Source organism: Brooklawnia cerclae (genome assembly GCF_011758645.1).
In the GTDB taxonomy this organism is placed as follows: Bacteria; Actinomycetota; Actinomycetes; order Propionibacteriales; family Propionibacteriaceae; genus Brooklawnia; species Brooklawnia cerclae.
In genome coordinates, this window is record NZ_JAAMOZ010000001.1 from 2,573,633 (window position 1) to 2,591,365 (window position 17,733).

Annotated in this window: 18 protein-coding genes; 6 read left to right on the forward strand and 12 right to left on the reverse strand. The window is 68.4% G+C overall.

Annotation, left to right across the window (positions count from 1 at the left end; all coding sequences use genetic code 11):
• Positions 1-53: 53 nt before the first annotated feature.
• From FB473_RS11855 to ychF, 11 genes are all read right to left on the reverse strand, one after another.
• On the reverse strand, positions 54-2,645 hold the full coding sequence (locus FB473_RS11855; protein ID WP_167167903.1) for an excinuclease ABC subunit UvrA: 2,592 nt from the start codon (positions 2,643-2,645) through the stop codon (positions 54-56).
• Positions 2,646-2,846: 201 nt separating this feature from the next.
• Entirely contained in the window at positions 2,847-4,040 is a 1,194-nt protein-coding gene (locus tag FB473_RS11860; protein ID WP_167167906.1) for an MFS transporter, read from the reverse strand.
• A gap of 328 nt (positions 4,041-4,368) precedes the next feature.
• Positions 4,369-4,833: a cytidine deaminase gene (locus FB473_RS11865; protein WP_167167909.1), complete on the reverse strand. Its 465-nt coding sequence runs from the start codon at positions 4,831-4,833 to the stop codon at positions 4,369-4,371.
• Positions 4,830-5,057 (reverse strand): hypothetical protein, encoded by a 228-nt coding sequence (locus tag FB473_RS11870; RefSeq protein WP_167167911.1) that lies wholly within the window; start codon positions 5,055-5,057, stop codon positions 4,830-4,832. The genes FB473_RS11865 and FB473_RS11870 overlap by 4 nt, the downstream gene beginning before the upstream one ends.
• 34 nt (positions 5,058-5,091) lie before the next feature.
• Complete coding sequence (locus FB473_RS11875) at positions 5,092-6,300, reverse strand: cation:proton antiporter (protein ID WP_167167914.1); 1,209 nt, start codon at positions 6,298-6,300, stop codon at positions 5,092-5,094.
• 37 nt (positions 6,301-6,337) lie between these two features.
• Complete coding sequence (locus FB473_RS11880) at positions 6,338-6,754, reverse strand: ASCH domain-containing protein (RefSeq protein ID WP_341770111.1); 417 nt, start codon at positions 6,752-6,754, stop codon at positions 6,338-6,340.
• 133 nt (positions 6,755-6,887) lie between these two features.
• Positions 6,888-7,706 (reverse strand): ornithine carbamoyltransferase, encoded by an 819-nt coding sequence (locus FB473_RS11885; protein WP_167167917.1) that lies wholly within the window; start codon positions 7,704-7,706, stop codon positions 6,888-6,890.
• A 289-nt stretch (positions 7,707-7,995) separates the two neighbouring features.
• On the reverse strand, positions 7,996-8,250 hold the full coding sequence (locus FB473_RS11890; RefSeq protein ID WP_167167920.1) for a Txe/YoeB family addiction module toxin: 255 nt from the start codon (positions 8,248-8,250) through the stop codon (positions 7,996-7,998).
• Positions 8,251-8,502, reverse strand: a complete 252-nt coding sequence (locus FB473_RS11895; RefSeq protein WP_167167924.1) for a type II toxin-antitoxin system Phd/YefM family antitoxin — start codon at positions 8,500-8,502, stop codon at positions 8,251-8,253.
• 215 nt (positions 8,503-8,717) lie between these two features.
• The gene (locus tag FB473_RS11900; RefSeq protein ID WP_208390543.1) at positions 8,718-8,909 is read right to left on the reverse strand and encodes a hypothetical protein; all 192 of its coding nucleotides are present in this window, start codon (positions 8,907-8,909) and stop codon (positions 8,718-8,720) included.
• A 76-nt stretch (positions 8,910-8,985) separates the two neighbouring features.
• Positions 8,986-10,059: a redox-regulated ATPase YchF gene (gene ychF, locus FB473_RS11905; protein WP_167167927.1), complete on the reverse strand. Its 1,074-nt coding sequence runs from the start codon at positions 10,057-10,059 to the stop codon at positions 8,986-8,988.
• A gap of 158 nt (positions 10,060-10,217) precedes the next feature.
• Here ychF and FB473_RS11910 point away from each other — a divergent pair, with 158 nt between their 5' ends.
• From FB473_RS11910 to FB473_RS11930, 5 genes are all read left to right on the forward strand, one after another.
• Complete coding sequence (locus tag FB473_RS11910; RefSeq protein ID WP_167167929.1) at positions 10,218-10,769, forward strand: DUF4190 domain-containing protein; 552 nt, start codon at positions 10,218-10,220, stop codon at positions 10,767-10,769.
• A 17-nt stretch (positions 10,770-10,786) separates the two neighbouring features.
• Complete coding sequence (locus tag FB473_RS11915; protein ID WP_167167932.1) at positions 10,787-11,830, forward strand: asparaginase; 1,044 nt, start codon at positions 10,787-10,789, stop codon at positions 11,828-11,830.
• Between the two features lie 115 nt (positions 11,831-11,945).
• Positions 11,946-12,974, forward strand: coding sequence for an ABC transporter substrate-binding protein (locus FB473_RS11920; RefSeq protein WP_167167935.1), 1,029 nt, complete (start codon positions 11,946-11,948; stop codon positions 12,972-12,974).
• Between the two features lie 7 nt (positions 12,975-12,981).
• Positions 12,982-13,671, forward strand: coding sequence for a GTP-binding protein (locus FB473_RS11925; protein ID WP_167167940.1), 690 nt, complete (start codon positions 12,982-12,984; stop codon positions 13,669-13,671).
• Positions 13,668-14,753 (forward strand): ATP-binding cassette domain-containing protein, encoded by a 1,086-nt coding sequence (locus tag FB473_RS11930; protein ID WP_167167943.1) that lies wholly within the window; start codon positions 13,668-13,670, stop codon positions 14,751-14,753. Before FB473_RS11925 ends, FB473_RS11930 begins: the two co-directional genes overlap by 4 nt.
• Here FB473_RS11930 and FB473_RS11935 read toward each other — a convergent pair.
• On the reverse strand, positions 14,716-15,978 hold the full coding sequence (locus tag FB473_RS11935; RefSeq protein WP_167167945.1) for a M18 family aminopeptidase: 1,263 nt from the start codon (positions 15,976-15,978) through the stop codon (positions 14,716-14,718). The two genes, FB473_RS11930 and FB473_RS11935, sit on opposite strands and share 38 nt — an antisense overlap.
• 115 nt (positions 15,979-16,093) lie before the next feature.
• Between FB473_RS11935 and FB473_RS11940 the strand changes: the two genes are divergently transcribed.
• Positions 16,094-17,686: a DNA recombination protein RmuC gene (locus FB473_RS11940; protein ID WP_243863556.1), complete on the forward strand. Its 1,593-nt coding sequence runs from the start codon at positions 16,094-16,096 to the stop codon at positions 17,684-17,686.
• Positions 17,687-17,733: the final 47 nt, after the last annotated feature.

Genomic DNA, 17,733 nt, shown 5'->3' on the forward strand with positions numbered 1-17,733 from the left:
GGTCGGGCGCCGGCGTGCACGAACCATGTCAGGAGCAAGGGCCATGACGTGTGTCACACACCCGGACGCGGCGCAATGGCCTGCTGCGGCAGGCGCCCGCGCACAGACGCATCGGCATCCAGGACGCGTCCCAGGTACGACCCGGTCACGCTTCCGGGCGTCTCCGAGATCTCGCGCGGCGTGCCGACGGCGACGATTCGTCCGCCTGCCTGTCCCCCGCCCGGCCCGAGATCGATGACATGGTCGGCGTTGGCGATCATGTCCAGGTCATGCTCGATCACAACGACCGTGGCACCCTTGGCGCCGAGCCGATCGATCACGCCCAGCAGGACGCGGGTGTCGAGCGGATGGAGACCAACGCTCGGCTCGTCCAGGACGAACAGGGTGTCGGACTGGTTGCGATGCAACTCGGTCGCGAGCTTGAGGCGCTGCGCCTCTCCACCCGACAGCGCGGGGGTGTCCTCGCCGAGAGTGAGATAGCCGAGCCCCAGGTCGATCAGCGTCCGCAGCTTCCTGCGGACGCGGGGCAGATCGAGCCGGAGGTCGACGACCTGGGCGACGGTGAGCTCCAGCAGGTCGGGCAGCGCGATGCCGTTGGCCAGCCCGGGGGCAGGTAGGAGGATGTCGCGGGCGGCGGGATCGTAACGGGCACCCTCGCACTCGGGGCAGGCGATGTCGACATCGGGCAGGAACTGTACGTCGAGAGAGACCTGCCCGGTGCCCTCGCAGCGTGGGCAGCGCAACGAGCCGGTGTTGTAGGAGAAGTCGGCCGCGCCCAGGCCGCGTCGCACAGCTTCATCGGTCTGCGCATATGCGCGGCGCAGATCGTCCAGGATGCCTGTATAGGTGGCCACGGTCGACCGCACGTTGATGCCGATCGGGGTGGCGTCGACGACGTTGACCCGGGTGATGTCTGCGGCATCCAGCACCGCGACGTGGCCGGGCAGCCGGCCGGAGCCGTTTCTCGCCCGTAGCGCGGGAACCAGGCTGTCGAGGACGAGGGTGGTCTTACCCGACCCCGACATCCCCGTGATCGCGGTCAGCCGGCCCTTGGGTATCTCGACGTCCAGGGCATGCACGGTGTGGATCGGGCGTGTGGTGAGCCGGATCCGGCCCCGTGCGAACACCTCGGCGGGGGCGGCCTGTTCGCGGACGACGATGGGTTCGCGTCCGGCGAGAAAACCCCCGATCAGCGACGTGGGGCTGCTCGCGAGGTCGGTGACGGTACCGGTCTCCAGCACCGTGCCGCCGTCGGTGCCGGAGCCGGGCCCGATCTCGATCAGCCAGTCGGCCTCGCGCAGCACCTGCACATCGTGATCGACCAGCACCACGGAGTTCCCGTCGCGCAGCAGATCACGGACGACCCCGACGAGCCCCTCGACGTTGGCCGGATGCAGACCGATGGAGGGCTCGTCCAGCACGTACAACACGCCATTGGTCTGATTGCGGACGGCCCGGGCGAGCTGAACCCGCTGTCGTTCGCCCGTCGACAGAGTGGAACTCGCCCGGTCGAGGCCCAGGTAGCCGAGACCGAGCTGGACGAGACGCTCGGCCATCCCGAGCAGCTGCGAGACGATCATGCGCGCCATCGCCCACATCTCAGCGGGCAGGGGGTCGACGACGGTCGGAGCCCAGGCGACCACCTCGTCCAGTGCCATCGCCGTCGCCTCGGCGATGTCGATGCCGGACACCTGGGTGCCGCGCACGCGGTCGCTCACACGGGTGCCGTGGCAGGACGGGCACACCTGCTCCGTGATGAACCGGTTCACCCGGGCGAGGGTGCGCTCGCTGTCCGAGTTGCGCATGGCCTCGTCGACCGCACGGCGCGCGTTGCGGTAGGTGAAGTCGAGATCGAAGACGCGGCCGCTCCTCGTCGGCACCCTGATGTGGCGCTTCTCCTCCGGCCCGTTGAGGACGATGTCCTTCTCTGCGTCGGTGAGCCGGGTGTACGGGACGTCGAGGCGCACCCCGAACTCGGCCACCACCTGGGGCATCACCGACAGACCCAGCACGTTCCAGGGGACGACGGCGCCGTCCGCGATGGTCTTCGACGGATCGGGGATCAACGTGGAGTCGTCGATCCGGCGAACCGACCCGATGCCGGAGCACGTCGGGCAGGCGCCCTCGGAGTTGAAGGCCAGCGACTCCGCCCCCGGAGGCATGAACGTCTCCCCACACTCCGGGCAGGTCAACTCCAGGCCCGCGGCGACGTCGATGGTCGGCGCCAGGCGGTGGCCGTTGGGACACAGATGCGCGCCCAGCCGGGAGAACATCACCCGGAGCACGTTCAGAAGCTCGGTGGAGGTGCCGAAGGTGCTGCGCACCCCCGGGACGCCGGGTCGCTGCCGCAACGCGAGGGCCGCCGGCACATACCGGACGCTGTCCACCGCCGCCCGCGCCGCGTGAGTCATTCGGCGCCTGGTGTAGGTCGACAGTGCCTCGATGTAGCGGCGTGAGCCCTCGGCGTACAACACACCCATGGCCAACGACGACTTGCCCGACCCCGACACCCCTGCGATCGCGACCATCTGCCGCAACGGCACGTCCACGTCGATGCCGCGCAGATTGCGCACCCGGGCGCCGCGCACCTGGATCGCCGTCGGCGAATCCGGCTCACTGCGTCCGATCGCCCTGCCGTCGGTCATCGGAGACCCTCCGGCGGCCGCCCCGGACGGGCGGGCCCGGCGGGCGGGAGGTCATCGAAGTCCATGCCCCAAACCTAACCGTCGGCACTGACAAGACTTCGCTTCATCAGCTCGGTTCTCGTATGCGACCCGGAAGAGCTACCGGACGGCGACATTGCCCGCGGGTTCGTCGTGGCGGCAGGTTTCCATCAGGACGCCCCCTTACGACGCCTGTCCGTCTCGCTCCCTCAAGGCGAAACCGAGACCTATGGCCACCACGACCAGCGCCATCCCGCTGAGCGACAGCATCCCGGTTGCCCAGCCACCGGTCGCATCGTGCACATGCCCCATGAAGACCGGGCCGACGGACGCCAGGGCATAGCCGAACCCCTGGACGACAGCCGACATGGCACCGCTCTCCCGTGGCGAGCGGGCACGCTCCACGATGAGCATGAACAGTGCCGTGAACAATCCGCCCTGAGCCAGCGCCCCGATGAACGACCACACCAGCCACCAGGACGGCGCGATCAGCAGCCCCGCGGGGGTCAGTGCCCAGCACATGGCCAGGCCGGCCAACGCCCCGCCGGCACCGATCCGGCGGACGAAGGCAGGGGCCGCGAAGGCACCGATGAGCGCGAGCACCTGCATCAGCGAGGACGCGAACCCCGCCGAGGTGGGCGCCATCCCCAGGGCGTCGCCCAGGAACTCCGGCAGCCAGGCCGTCAACGCGTAGTAGATGAACAGGTGGATCACCATCGTGATGGTGAGCACCCACACCAGGGGGTATCTCCACAGCGACCCCGTCGGCGTGGACACACTGGAGGGGGCTTCCGGGGCGGGTTCCTTCACGTCGCCGCCTGCCGTCACCCTCCACCACAGGACGGCGCCGAGGATCGCGAGGACGGCCCCGGCGCCCAGCGCGAGCTGCCAGCCGGCGACGGACGACAACGGAGCTGTGAGCGCGGACGTCAGCATCGAACCGACGTTGAGCGACGCCGTGTACGCGGCCGTGGTGGACGCCACCCTCGTCAGGAAGTCGCGCCTGATCACCAGGAGCGCCACCACGTTGCCGACGGCGAGGGCGGCTCCGAGCACCGCGGAGCCGATCATGAGGCACGGCACGCCGCCGGCGGATCGCACCACGATGCCGAGAGCGGTGCCGACCATCGAGACCAGTACCGCACGGTCGATGCCGACGCGACGGATGAGCCGCGAGGCGGGAAACGCCAGGACGCCGAAGCACAACACGGGGATCGTGGTCAGCATCCCGGCCGCAGCAGTGCCCAGACCGAGGTCGGAGCGAATCTCGCCGATGACCGGCGCGGGCGAGGTGATGGGGCCTCGGAGGTTGAGACCGACCACCATGAGTCCCACGAACACGAACCACGCGGGCCTGCCGGAAGCCGCCCGCCTCATGCGTTCACCGGTGTCGGGATCGATAGGTCGCTACATGCGGTTGACATCGGTCCTCAATGATAAGCCCGCGGCACACGCGCGACGGCGGCCTGCCCGAGGGACGACCCCGGCCGGCAGCACCCGTCGCTAGTGCTGTGTGCTCCCGCGAGCGCCGTGTGCTCGCGCACGCCAGCCTTGTAGCGGCTCCCGCGGGTGCTGTGTACTCACGCGGGCCACATATCACCCGCGCGAGTACATAGCACCCGCGCGAAGAACACGCGGCCCGCCTGAACCGCGTGGTCGGCCCGGAATTCGGCTTCGCGGACGGCCGCCGCTCACCGAGGGAGCTTCATTCCTCCCAACCGGGTGCCTCACCCGGGAACACGGTCGCCCAGTAGTGCGGCAACACGTCGCGTAACGACACCCATCGGATCGAGGTCGCGTCCTCCTTACCCGGCACCGCCACGCGCACCCGCGGGCCGTACATGGCCAGTCGCTCGCGGCACACCCCACAAGGGCTCAACACCACGAACTCGCCGCCGCCGGTGCGATGCAGGCACACGGACGCCACGATGCGCTTGTTCAGCCGGTGTGCCGCACAGCAGGGCTCGGTCTCATGACAGACGGTGACGGCCGCATTGGCGTAGTCCGGGCTCGTGCCGGTCAGAATCGTGCCGTCGGCGAGCAATGCCGCCGCGGCGCCCTGCTCCGATTCGTCGGGGAACCGTGATTCGATCAGAGCGCGGCACGCGGCGACGGTGCCCCGGAGCGCCGCAGCCGAGGGTTCCCCGGCGCTTACCTCGTCGATGATCATCTCTTCCTTCCGTACCAGGCGTCGAAGCAGAATTGACCACACGGGCAGAGGACGAAGGTCATGTGCCGCATACGCGCTCTCGCGCCGACATCAATGTAGCCGTGGTCGACGGCTAAGCTCATCTCGTGCCCGCCGACCTGGCTCTCCGGCCCGTAGCCGGGATCGTCGTCCGGTAGGAACAGCGCCCACGCGACGCGCGCGTCACCCGGCAATCGGGTCAGCACCGAATCACGCTATCAACGAGATCCCATTTCTTTCCTACCCCAGGTCGGTGACGAACGCGTCCCGCTGTGGCGTCGTGGGACGGCCACCGGCGGACTCGGAACGGCGCAGCATCGCACCCGCGACGGGGCCGATGATCACCGAGAGCAGCCCACCGCCCACCAGCGCTGCGGCCAGGCCGCTCGTGATCCGGCTCTGGTCGAGAGCCTGGCTCGTCGTCGCGACGATGATCGGCAGCGCCGTGCCCGTGTAGGCACCGAGTGCGAGGCGGGTACGCCGACTCGCCCCCGAGGGCGCGGTCACCATCCCAGGTAGACCGCGCAGAACGAACAGCACCACTGCGGCTGCACTGGCCACGGCGAACAGGATCGGGTCGGCGAGCATCGCCCCCAGATCGAACCGGAGGCCCGCGGAGATGAAGAACACCGGCACCAGGAGCCCGAACCCGAGACCTTGCAGCTTCGACTCGATCAGCGCCGCGTCCTGCGCAGGGGCCCCGGCGAGCAGAGCACGCAGGATCAGCCCCGTGACGAACGAACCCAGCAGCATGTCGAGGCCCAGGAACAGGTCGATGGCGACCAGTGCACCGAGGATCAGGAACACGAGCCGGATCGCGAACTGGCTGCTCGTGTGCTGGGTCTGATGGATGAACGCGTGCAGCCGGTCGTGACGAGACCGGACAGCCACCCACAGCATGAGGGCGGCAACCGCCGCGAACACCACGAGCACGGCAGCCGAGGCCCCGATCGGCCGCTCCGACACCAGCAGGGAGAGCCCGACCAGTGGCAGGAACTCCCCGACCGCCCCGTTGGCGACAACCGCCGTCCCGAACGGGGTGTCCAGGTCGCCGGCGTCCTTGAGGATCGGCAGCAGCATCCCCACCGCCGTCGAGGACAAGGCAATGGCGAGCACCACCCCGGTGTCCGCGCCGGTCAGCACCGTCCCGGCGACCAGCAGGACGACGAAGGTGAGCCCCCAAGCGCCCAATGCCCGCGTCCCCGGACGACCGGCGATCGCGCGCACGTCCACCTCGGTGCCGGCGATGAGGAACAGCACCGCACCACCCAGGTTGGACAGCACATCCAGCAGCGCGTCCGCCTGCACCAGGCCGATCACAGCAGGACCGGCGAGCAGACCGAGCATGATCTCGACCGCAGGCAGAGGCACCGGGGCAAAGCGATTCAGCTGCCGGGTCACCAACGTGGCCACGACGGCTATCAGGGGGAGGAACGCGACGTTCAACATGGTGCTGTGTATGGGCCTCATGCTAGGCCGCTGGACGTCACGCGGAGCGGTCCACGCGGAAGAACTCCTGCACGACAAGCGCGTCGTCGTCCACCACGAAGTCGTCAGGGATCTCCTCGCGCGCCTCGGACGTCGTCCAGAAGCGTTCGTGGGCGGCGCGCCACTCGGCAACCGACGCGAACCCCTCTCCCTCGGCACGTGCAAACGCGAGGTCGACGTCTCCGAGGCGAACAACGCGTACGTCGATGGTCTCGACGACCGCGACGCGGTTACCCGCGGAGTCGACCAGTGCTGTTCGCTCGCCCGCTGCCGGCAACGGGTCACCGACTGTGTCGTACTGCACCTTCAGCGAGGTGGTGGCCGTCTTGTCACCGGCAAGGATGGCGGCAACCAGCTTGTCACGCAGAGGGCCGGGGTAGGCGAACTCGGCCGGCGGGAGGTCGTCGATGCTCACGGTACGAGTCTGCCAGGCGCTGACCGCAGGCCACACGACCGGTCCGCGAGGGACCGGGCTCACCCACAGCATCGGGAAGGTCACGTGCCTGCCAGAGAGCGATTCGTCCCCCGCTTGGCACACACAAAGGCGCCTATGACTTGAGCACCGAGGACATCACGGCCTGTTGCACCGGCTTCAGACACCGCTTGAAGCGGTGTCCCACGAAGGCCGGATGGTCAATCGCGTCCACGCTGACTTCCCGGCCCCTGACGAACGGAGGGCAAGGAGCGAATCGGATACCGGCGGGCCCGCTGTCCAGGAGCGCAGCCGTCACCTGGTAAGCAGAAAGCTCTTCCGCATGGCTACCGGGCCGATCCGTGATGACCACGTCTGCCGTCACGACCGCCCGGCGCAGGTCTTCCTCCCAGGGCATGCCGGGAACGCGGAGAGCGTCGGGACAGCTCTGCCGAATGTCGAGGCCGAATGCCTGACCTGCTTCCCACCACGCCCGCGCAATGTTCCCGTCCGCGCCGACGAACACATAGCGCAGGCTCAATACATCGGAATCCCGCGACAGGGCGTACAGATCGGAGAGCACCTCGCACGGGTGATTCACATCGGTCATCGCGTTCACCACGGGTAGAGCATTCGCGGCTGCCATACGTTCCAGCACGGCGATGTCAGGATGGCGCACGACGGCGAGATCCGCCCACTGTGCGAGGTAACCGACGGTATCGGTGAGTTCTTCCTGCTTGTCGAGGGTCTCCGGCGGAGAGACGATCGGCTGAAGCCCCATCTGGGCAGCGCCACGCTCGAACGAGAACCGGGTGCGCAGACTCGATGCGGGGAAGAACATCGCGACAGCACCGTCGAACCGCTTCCCCGCGCCGATCGCATAACGGCTCGCGTTCTCGAACAGTTCGTGCAGATCGTCTCGCGTCCAGTCGCGCAGCGACAACAGGTGCCTCATGTTTCACCGATTCATCGAGCCCACGGACGACGATCGATGCCAGTGGGACCGCCCCCGTCCTAGTTCCGCCGATAACGCTACTGATATCACAATCGATAGCACTTGGATCCGGACTTGCCTTCAGCTCACGCGGGCTCCGTCTCCAGCAGCGGGCCGTATATCGCCTGCGGGAACACGCACCATCCTTGCGGGACCAATACGAACTGATCGCACATCGCCATCGACAACGCTGAACGCTCACTTCCCGGGAGAAGCTTGACAAACGACGTGCTCATTCGGCAACTGGTCATCAGTAGTGGTAGCGGGCCTGAAGAATCACCAGATCCTCGCCGACGACGAGGTAGACCAATCGATGCTCGTCAGTGATACGCCGCGACCAGGCGCCTGGCGCGCCGAATTTGAGCTGTTCCGGTTTGCCGATGCCCTCGAAAGGGTCACGCAGGCAGGCATCGATCAGTGTGTTGACGCGCTTGAGTATGCGCCGGTCCGCCGTCTGCCAGTGAACGTAGTCCTCCCAGCCTTCGCGACTCCAGACCAGGCGCACTCATTCGCCTCGGTCCAGCTCGTGCGCCTCGGTCGCGCCCGACTGCGCGCGCTCATACGCGTCGAGAAGCCGGCGGGCGTTGGCCGGTGAGCGGAAGAGATACGCGGTTTCCTTCCACGCCGCGTACTCGTCGGCAGCCATGAGCACGGCATTGCCCTTACGGGAGACGATCTCGACCGCCTCCCGGTCGTCGTTCACACGCTCGATGAGAGGGAAGAGCGTCTTGCGGGCTTCACTCGCACTGATCGACATCTGAGTACCTCCTCGATCGCGGCACGTACCACTTTATGGTACGACACTACAAAGAGCCGGGCCGGCGTCAGGGGCATCGGTGCGACGAAGCCGCCGCGGCGGCACGCCGATCGACACCGCGAGCTTGTTCTGCGTGATGCCGAACCCCTCGATGAGCACTATGAGCGGACGCGAGCGACGCGATTCGTAAGGCCGCCGCCACGCCCGTCCTGGAGTCACGGACCGAGTAGTGCAAGCGGGACGACCCCGATGCCATCCGGGCGCCGATAGGCGAACGGCCCGGTCGTGACAACAATCGCATCAAGAAGACCGGCGCCAAGCTCCTCACCCAGCCAGCGCAGATGCTTCACGTCCCGATCGTCGATCGACGAGGCCAGTTTCACCTCCACAGCGAGCACACGAATCATACGATCAGCAGAGGATCTAGCCGTCAGTTAGCAGGCTTCGAATCAATCAAGTAGCAGCATACGCTGAGCTACCTCGCTACACGTTGAACCTGAACTCCACGACGTCCCCGTCTCGCATGACGTAGTCCTTGCCCTCGAGCCGCACCTTGCCGGCCTCACGGCACTCCTTCATGCCGCCGAACTCGACCAGGTCGTCGTAGCTGACGATCTCGGCCTTGATGAAGCCCTTCTGGAAGTCGGTGTGGATGACGCCCGCCGCCTGCGGGGCGGTCCAGCCCTGGTGGATCGTCCACGCCCGGGACTCCTTGGGGCCCGCGGTCAGGAAGCTCTGCAGCCCCAGGGTGTGGTAGCCGACACGGGCGAGCTTGTCGAGTCCGGGTTCGGCGACACCGGCCTCGGCCAGGAACTCGCGGGCCTCGTCCTCGTCCATCTCGACCAGCTCCGACTCGAACTTCGCGTCGAGGAAGATCGCCTCTGCGGGAGCGACGACCTCGGCCAGCCGGGCGCGCAGGGCATCGTCCGCCAACTGGTCCTGGTCGAGGTTGAACACGTAGATATAGGGCTTGGCGGTGAGCAGGAAGAGCTCGTGCAGCGGTTCGGGGTCGAGCCCGGCCTGGAAAACGCCCTGGCCCTCGGCCAGCACTTCCTGGGCCTTGACCCAGGCCTCGTACCTCGGCCGGGACTCCTTCTTGATCTTCGCCTCCTTCTCCAGCCGGGGAAGGGCCTTCTCCAGGGTCTGGAGGTCGGCGAGGATCAGCTCTGTGCGGATCGTCTCGATGTCGGACGCGGGGTTGACCCGCCCGTCCACGTGGGTGACGTCGTCGTCGGTGAACACCCTGGTCACCTGGCAGATGGCATCGGCCTCGCGAATGTTGGCGAGGAAGGCGTTGCCCATGCCCTCGCCCTGCGAGGCACCCTTGACGATCCCGGCGATGTCGACGAAACTGACCGTGGCCGGCACCAGCCGCTGCGAGTCGAACATCGCGCCGAGCACCGCGAGCCGCGAGTCGGGGACGCCGACGACCCCCACATTCGGCTCGATCGTCGCGAACGGGTAGTTCGCCGCGAGCACGTCGTTGCGGGTAAGGGCATTGAACAAGGTGGACTTGCCCGCGTTGGGGAGCCCGACGATACCGATGGTGAGTGCCACGGCGCACCACCCTACCGCCTGTCGGCGGATGCGTCGGGTCCGAACTCCGCCCCGCGGTGGGCTGGCCGACTACGCCAAGCGCCACCGTGGATGGATGCCCCTGCTCCTCGTGCGTGCAACCATGGGAGGACGCACACGACCGAGCGGGAGTGACACACGTGACCGAGCCCAACCCTGGCTTCGACCAGACCCAGCCCCCGGTTCCCGGGCAGCAGGCGAGCGCGTCCAGCCCGGGCTTCTCCCCCGCCGAGTACTACGGCCAGACGGGATACGCCGCACCCCAGCCCGACTACCTGGCACCAGGCGCCTCGCTCCCCGGCTACGCCCAGCCCGGCAACGCCCCGGATGCCCGGGACCTCTGGGCGCAACCGGGCAGCCCCTACGGTCAGCAGGTCGCGCCCCGCGATTCCGGTCCCCTCGACTACGGCTATCCGCCCAACCCGGGCTATGCCGTGGTGCCTGATCATCCCCAGTCGACGCCGGTGCTGGTCTTCGGGATCATCGGCTTGTTCCTGTTCCCGCCGATGGCCGTCGCGGCGCTCGTGATGGGCAACCGGGCGCGCCGCGACGTGCGCGAACGCCCCGACGCTTATCGCGACTCCGGCAACCTCACGGCCGGTTGGGTGATGGGGATCATCGGCACCGCCCTGCTGTCCATCTACGCGATGTTCGTCCTGGTGTTCTTCGTCGCGCTCGTGGTCATCGCCTGACGAGCCGGGACGACACGATGACCGACCGGCAGCGTCCTGCGCGCCGTATCGCGGTGCTCGCGACCGGCGGGACGATCGCCTCACGCTCCACGCCGTCGGGGATCGTCCCCACCCTGTCGGTCACCGAGGTGATCAGTGACGTTCCCGTGCCCGACGAGGTGACCGTCGTCGCACGCGAGATCATGCGCAAGGCGTCACAGCAGCTCACGATGGCCGACCTGCGCCACATCCAGGACGCCGTCCGCCAGATGCTGGCGCTCACCGGAGAGGACGCGATCGACGGTGTGGTCGTCACGCACGGCACCGACACCCTGGAGGAGACGGCCTTCCTACTCGACCTCGTCCACGACGACGAACGACCCGTCGTGGTGACCGGCGCCATGCGAGCCGCGGACTCCCGCCGCAGCGACGGGCAGACGAACCTCGCGGACGCGATCGCGGTGGCTGCCTCCGACCAGGCCCGGGGAGCGGGAGTTCTCGTGTGTCTCGCGGGTTCGGTGCTGGCGGCCGAGGGGACGCGCAAGCTGCACACTCTTCGCCTCGACACGTTCGGCTCCGTCGAACTGCCCGGTCCGCTCGGTGGTGTGACGGACGGGGACGTCACGATCCCGCTGCGGCGATTCCGGCACCCCCCGCTTCCGCCGGCCGGCGAGGCCTTCGACCGGGTGCGCGTCGACATGGTGATGGTCTTCCCGGGCGCGGACGACGTCGTGTTGCGTGCCTGCGCCGACGCCGGAGCGTCCGCGGTGGTGCTCCTGGGTGTGGGCAACGGCAACGCCAACGACGAGATCGTCAGCGGCGTGCGCCGGCTGACCCGGCAGGGCATCGTCGTGGCGGTCGGCAGCCGCGCCCCCTTCGGCCCCACGGTCGCCATGTACGGGGACGGGGGAGGCCAGGACCTCGTGGACGCCGGGGCGGTCATGCTGCACGGGCTGCCCCCGACGCAGGCGCGCGTCCTGCTCGCCCTGCTGGCGTCCCAGGGGCTCGACCCCGCCGCCATTGCCGAGGCACTGCGCGGCTACACGCACCCCTCCCCCGGGCGCCCACCCGTGTGGCAGTGAGGCACACTCGCGTTACGCCCCTGTAAATCGTCATGAGAAAGGTTGGGCGCCTCGAACCGCGTCAGTCACACTCGAAAGGTAGTTGTACTCCAGTCCCCCCAAGACAGGTACTCCCATGGTCCAGACGATCGGGATCGAATCCCTTCTCTCGCAACACGCGCCCAGCCGCCACCTCGACTTCAAGGTCGAGGTCCCCTGTCCGGTCAAGAACCGGTTTCAGGCCGCCTACGAGGCATTCCTGCGCAAGCAGTACGAGACCACCGGGCGACGGTTCTACAGCTTCGTCCCCTCCATGTGCGGCGAGCATGCCGACGTGCCCGGCACCCTGCGCGACATCGCGGCCGTCACCTCGGCCGACGATCTGCCGGAGGTCGCCATCGACAGCGCGTCCGGCGCGTTCACCTGCCCCGCTGTCGTCGACCGGTTCGTGCGCACCGGAGCCTTCCAGCGCATCCACGACCTGTCGGGGGTGCCGTTCCTCAACGGTGCCGAGTTCACCGACCCGTACGGCGCCTACAACGTGATCGCGGTGAATCCCGAGGTGCTCCTGGTCGACCGCAAGGCATTGGGCGATCGTCCCGTGCCCCGCTCGATCGAGGACCTCCTCGACCCGATCTACACCGACAGCATCTGCATCGCCGACAGCCACCGGGCCATCGGCACCCGGTTCCTCACCTACATCTACCTCACCTACGGCGAAGAGGGCCTGGACGCGATCGACCGCACGATCGGCACAGCGCTCAACGGCCCGACAGTGGCCCGCACCGCCGGCCACACCAGTCCGGCACCCGCCGCCATCTACATGGCGCCGTGGGTCTTCGCACAGGGCGCGGTCAAGCCGGGACGCCTGGAGATCGTCTGGCCGTCCGAGGGTGCCCTGTGCAATCCGACGCTGCTGATGGTGCGCGCCGACCTGAGCCCGGAGAACCAGGCGCTCGTCGACTTCGCGCTGTCACCCGAACTCGGCGAGGTGTTCGCCACGAGCAACCTGCCGTCCACCGTGCCCGGCGCCCCGAACGTGCTCCCCCGCGGCGCCCGCGTGCAGTGGCCCGGTTGGGGGCACCTCTTGGACGGCGACCAGGCGTCACTCGACGCGACGCTGATGGCACGCTTCGGCAAGTACCATCGCTCGAACTCCTGCTAGGGGCTCGGTGAAGTTCGTCACTGTCGCGGGCCCGCCGAGTTCGGGCAAGACCTCGGTCATCCTCAGGACCATCGACCACCTGCGCGAGCGCGGGCTGGACACGGGGGTGATCAAGTTCGACTGCCTGAGCTCGTCGGACGCCGGCACCTATCGTCGTCACGGGGTGACCGCCAAGGTCGGCCTGGCCGGAAGCCTGTGCCCCGACCACTTCTTCATCACCAACGTCGACCAGGCGCTCCAGTGGGGGCAACGCCAGGGTTTCGACGTGCTGGTCAGTGAGAGCGCGGGCCTGTGCAACCGGTGCTCGCCGCACGTGAGGGACGTGCTCGCAGTGTGCGTGATCGACAATCTCTCGGGCATCTCGACCCCCGACAAGATCGGTCCCATGCTGCGGTTCGCCGACGTCATCGTGGTCACCAAGGGCGACATCGTCTCCCAGGCCGAACGGGAGGTCTTCACCGCGCGCATCCGTCAGGTGAACCGGCTGGCCCGCATCCTCACGGTGAACGGGATCACCGGGCAGGGGTCGTTCGCGCTCAGCCGGTGCATCGCTGAGGCAGCCACGACCGATTCCCTGATCGGCAACTTCCTGCGGTTCTCCCTGCCATCGGCGCTGTGCTCCTACTGCATCGGGCAGACCCGCATCGACCCGGCCTTCCAGGCGGGCAACCTGCGCCGGATCAGGTTCGACGAATGACACTCATCCCGCCCGATCTCGCCACCGATCTCCTCGTCCGCCGCTCGATCGCCGAGTTGATCGCCGAGTACCCCTACGTCGAGAACTACTTCGCGGCGATCCGGCTGGACGTCATGGACCCCAGCCGGTCGGTGGTCGAGGTTCTGGGCGACCATCCCGAGGAGTATTTCGCCGACTACGGGCTCAGCAAGGCCGACTTCGCCACCAGCATCGTCGCGTTCGTCGAGCAGGTACTGTCGCAAGGCCCCGACGAACTGGGGACGATCACCTCGCTCACCCTGCTTCCCGGCCACGACAAGGCAGGACGCCCAGAGGCGTGCGGGCTGGTCGTCCGTGCCGGAGAGGTGACCTGCATCGTCGGGCCGACAGGCTCGGGCAAGTCACGGCTGCTCGAAGACATCGAATGTCTCGCCCAGGGCGACACCCCGACCGGACGCCGGGTGCTGGTGAACGGTGCGGAACCCTCCGACGAGCAGCGATACGACCTCGGTCACCGGTTGGTCGCTCAGCTGACCCAGAACATGAACTTCGTCATCGATCTGCCGGTCGGCGAGTTCATCGTCCTGCACGCTGAGAGCCGCGACGTGCCGATGCCCGATGAGGTCGCCACGCGGGTGATCGAGTGCGCCAACACCCTGGCCGGGGAACCCATCAACCCCGCCACGCCCGTGACCCAGCTGTCGGGCGGGCAGTCTCGGGCCCTCATGATCGCCGACACCGCGCTGCTGTCCGCCTCGCCGATCGTCCTGGTCGACGAGATCGAGAACGCCGGAATCGACCGCCGCAAGGCACTCGACCTGCTGGTGGGTGCCGACAAGATCGTCCTGATGTCGACCCACGACCCGATCCTGGCCCTGTTGGGCGACCGTCGCGCGGTGATCGAGAACGGCGCGATACGCGACGTCCTGGACGCCTCGGACGCCGAGCTCGCCAACCTCGCCTTCCTCACCGACCTGGACGAGCACCTCGGAGCACTCCGGGAGCGGATCAGGGCGGGCGAGCGCATCGAGGAGGATCTCGCCGCCGCCTTCATGACCGGGCCGCTCAGGCTCCGGCGAGGAACTCCGACGCCACCTGGCTGAGCATCGCGGGGTCGTGAACCCCGCACGTCTCGCGGATGGAATGCATCGCCCAGACCGCGATGCCCGCGTCCACCGTGCGAAGCCCCGACCGCGTCGACGACAGGGGGCCCAGGCTCGACCCCCCGGGCACGTCGTTGTTGTTCACGAACACCTGAGACGGCACGCCGGCCGCACGGCATGCCCGCCGCCACACCGCGGTCGAGGCTGCGTCGGTGGCGTAGCGCATGGCCGCGCTCCACTTCAGCACGGGCCCCCCGTTGAGCCTCGGCCAGGCGACCGGGTCGTGCCGGTCGGGGCGGTTGGGGTGGACGGCATGGGTGACATCGGCCGACAGGCACCATCCGCGGCGCAACCAGGCCGTGTGCCGGTCGGGCGACCACGACCGGGCATCCGACAGGCGGACGAGCACGTCGTCCAGCAGCGAACCCGACGCCCCCGTGAGCGTTTGTGATCCGATCTCCTCGTGGTCGAACGCCACGAGGAACTGGAGGTCGTTCGTGCGCTCCGCGCGCAGGATCGCCGTCAGCCCGGAGTGCACCGACGCGAGGTTGTCGAGACGGGCCGAGGCCAGAAAATCCCCGTCCGTGCCGAACACCGCGGGCCCCTGGGCCGGGACGAGGAACAGGTCGTACCCGCCGACCGCGTCCGCGTCCAGGCCGACCCGGCGCCACACGTGCTCCTCGATGGTCCGCCCGTTCTCCAGGGTGAACACCGGCATCAGGTCGCGCTGGGCATCTATCGCCAGCCCGTCGCGCTGACTACGGTCGAGGTGGACCGCGAGGTCGGGCACGATCGCGATCGCCTCGGTGCGCACGAGTCGCTCGACCCCGTCGAGGCCCACGACGCGTCCGGCGACCGCCAGCTCACGATCGAACCAGGTGTGCAGGATCGGGCCGCCGTAGACCTCCACGTTCGCCAGCGGGTACCCGGCGCGCTCGAACGGTCCGGACGGTTTCAGCTTCAGCCCGGGAGAGTCCGTGTGACAGGCGAAGACGCGCAGGCCGGTGGTCTCGTCCCAGATGCGCGGAGCCACCCAGGCCGCCACCGCCCCGTCCCGGACGACGAAGGCGCGCGTCTCCTGCTCGTCCCAGGGCAGGCGTTCGTCGAGCTGGGTGAACCCGGCGGCCCGCAGCGCTGCGGCCATCGCCTCGGCGGCATGGTACGAGGTCGGCGAGGCGCCCAGGAAGTCGACGAGGCTGGCGAGATATTCGTCCGGATACGGCATGGTCCTCACGGTAGACGACGGTGGGCGGGCGCCCAACCCGTGGGTTCGCACCCGGGCGCACGGTTTCCGGCAGGGGTGCGCGGAATTGTCAGAGGCCTGCGGCACAGTAGAGGCCATGGATGCGATGAGCCTGCTTCTGTTGGTGATGGCCCTACTGATCGGCGCCGGGGCCGGGGCCGTCGTCATGCGCGCGGTGGGACGCAGCGGGCAGCAGGTCGCCGACGTCCGTGGCGAGGCCCGGCGCACCGAGGAGCTCGCCGGCCTGCGGACGCAGGTGGCCCAGGCCCAGGCGCTGCAGTCGCAGGCGCAGGCCGATGCCTCCGCGGCGCGTTCCGAGCTGTCGCAGGCCCGGGCCGACATCGCCCGCACCGAGACCGAGAAGGCGTTGGCTCGCCAGCAGGTGGCCGAGGCCAGGGCGGCTGCGGAACAGGCCCGCGCCGACCAGGCGGGAGTGGAGGCGCGCCTCGCGGCGGCGGTGGCCGAGCGCGACACGGCGCGCAAGCTCGCCGAGGAGCTCCGCGCCGACCGCGAGACGCAGGTCAACCAGTTCAAGGTGCTGTCGTCCGAGACCCTCAAGGAGCAGGGCAGGCAGGCCGACGCGGTCGCCCAGCAGCGATTGCAGGCGACCCGCGACGCGATGGCCCCGGTGGAGAAGAACCTCGCCGCGCTCAACGAGCGTCTCACCCAGGTGGAGAAGGACCGCTCCGAGCTGGCCGCCGGCCTGCGCGAGCAGGTCAAGACCGTCGTGACCACCAGCGAGAACCTGCGCCGCGAGACCAACGCGCTGACGACCGCTCTGCGCAAGCCGCAGGTGCGCGGCGCCTGGGGCGAGTTGCAGCTCAAGCGCGTCGTTGAGATCTCGGGGATGCTCGACCACTGCGACTTCTACGAGCAGGCGAGCGACCAGACCACCTCGGACGCCCGCATCCGGCCCGACATGAAGGTGATGCTCGGCGACGACAAGTTCATCTACGTCGACTCGAAGGTGCCGCTCAGCGCCTTCCTGGATGCGATGGAGACCACGGACGACGACATCCGGGCCGCCCGGTTGCAGCAGTTCGCCGACAACGTCAAGAGCCACATCGACCAGTTGTCGGCCAAGGAGTACTGGAAGTCCGACACCCATTCGCCGGAGTTCGTCGTGCTGTTCATCCCGAGTGAGTCGCTGGCATCCGAGGCGCTCGCCCAGCGTCCGACACTGCTCGAGTACGCGACGGGCAAGAACATCGTCCTGGCATCCCCGACCACCCTGATCGGGTTGCTGCGATCGGTCGCCTACGGGTGGAAGCAGGCTGCCCTGGCCGATTCCGCCGCGGAAGTCTTCGCGCTGGGACGTGAGCTGTACGACCGCCTGGCGACCATGGGCACCAACTTCAACAAGCTGGGACGCTCGCTGCAGTCGTCGGTCAACGCCTACAACAGCACCCTCGGCTCGCTGGAGACGCGCGTGTTCGTGAGCGCGCGCCGGTTCCGCGACCTGCAGGTCACCGACAAGGACTTCGCCGAGGTCAAGGGGCTGGAGCAGACGACCCGCCTGTTGTCGGCACCCGAGTTGCTGGCCGATGCGGCGCGGGACGATGATCACACGCCCACCGGCGTCGGCCCGGCCGACGAGTTGCGTGAGATCGCCCCGGTTCAGCCCTCGGTGGCCGAGCTCGTGGACGAGCAGCAGCCGAGCGACCCCGCCCCCTGGCGTCAGCTCGGCTGAGCCGTCCAGTGGTGGCCCCATCTAGACTTGCCCCCGTGACCGAACCT

Coding starts and splice junctions, on each gene's coding strand:
- FB473_RS11935 (WP_167167945.1), bottom strand. CDS start 15,978: ATGCCGTATCCGGACGAATATCTCGCCAGCCTCGTCGACTTCCTGGGC.
- FB473_RS11895 (WP_167167924.1), bottom strand. CDS start 8,502: ATGTCGATCAGTGCGAGTGAAGCCCGCAAGACGCTCTTCCCTCTCATC.
- FB473_RS11940 (WP_243863556.1), top strand. CDS start 16,094: ATGGATGCGATGAGCCTGCTTCTGTTGGTGATGGCCCTACTGATCGGC.
- FB473_RS11920 (WP_167167935.1), top strand. CDS start 11,946: ATGGTCCAGACGATCGGGATCGAATCCCTTCTCTCGCAACACGCGCCC.
- FB473_RS11930 (WP_167167943.1), top strand. CDS start 13,668: ATGACACTCATCCCGCCCGATCTCGCCACCGATCTCCTCGTCCGCCGC.
- FB473_RS11885 (WP_167167917.1), bottom strand. CDS start 7,706: ATGAGGCACCTGTTGTCGCTGCGCGACTGGACGCGAGACGATCTGCAC.
- FB473_RS11865 (WP_167167909.1), bottom strand. CDS start 4,833: ATGATCATCGACGAGGTAAGCGCCGGGGAACCCTCGGCTGCGGCGCTC.
- FB473_RS11915 (WP_167167932.1), top strand. CDS start 10,787: ATGACCGACCGGCAGCGTCCTGCGCGCCGTATCGCGGTGCTCGCGACC.
- FB473_RS11900 (WP_208390543.1), bottom strand. CDS start 8,909: ATGATTCGTGTGCTCGCTGTGGAGGTGAAACTGGCCTCGTCGATCGAC.
- FB473_RS11855 (WP_167167903.1), bottom strand. CDS start 2,645: ATGACCGACGGCAGGGCGATCGGACGCAGTGAGCCGGATTCGCCGACG.
- FB473_RS11860 (WP_167167906.1), bottom strand. CDS start 4,040: ATGAGGCGGGCGGCTTCCGGCAGGCCCGCGTGGTTCGTGTTCGTGGGA.
- FB473_RS11875 (WP_167167914.1), bottom strand. CDS start 6,300: ATGTTGAACGTCGCGTTCCTCCCCCTGATAGCCGTCGTGGCCACGTTG.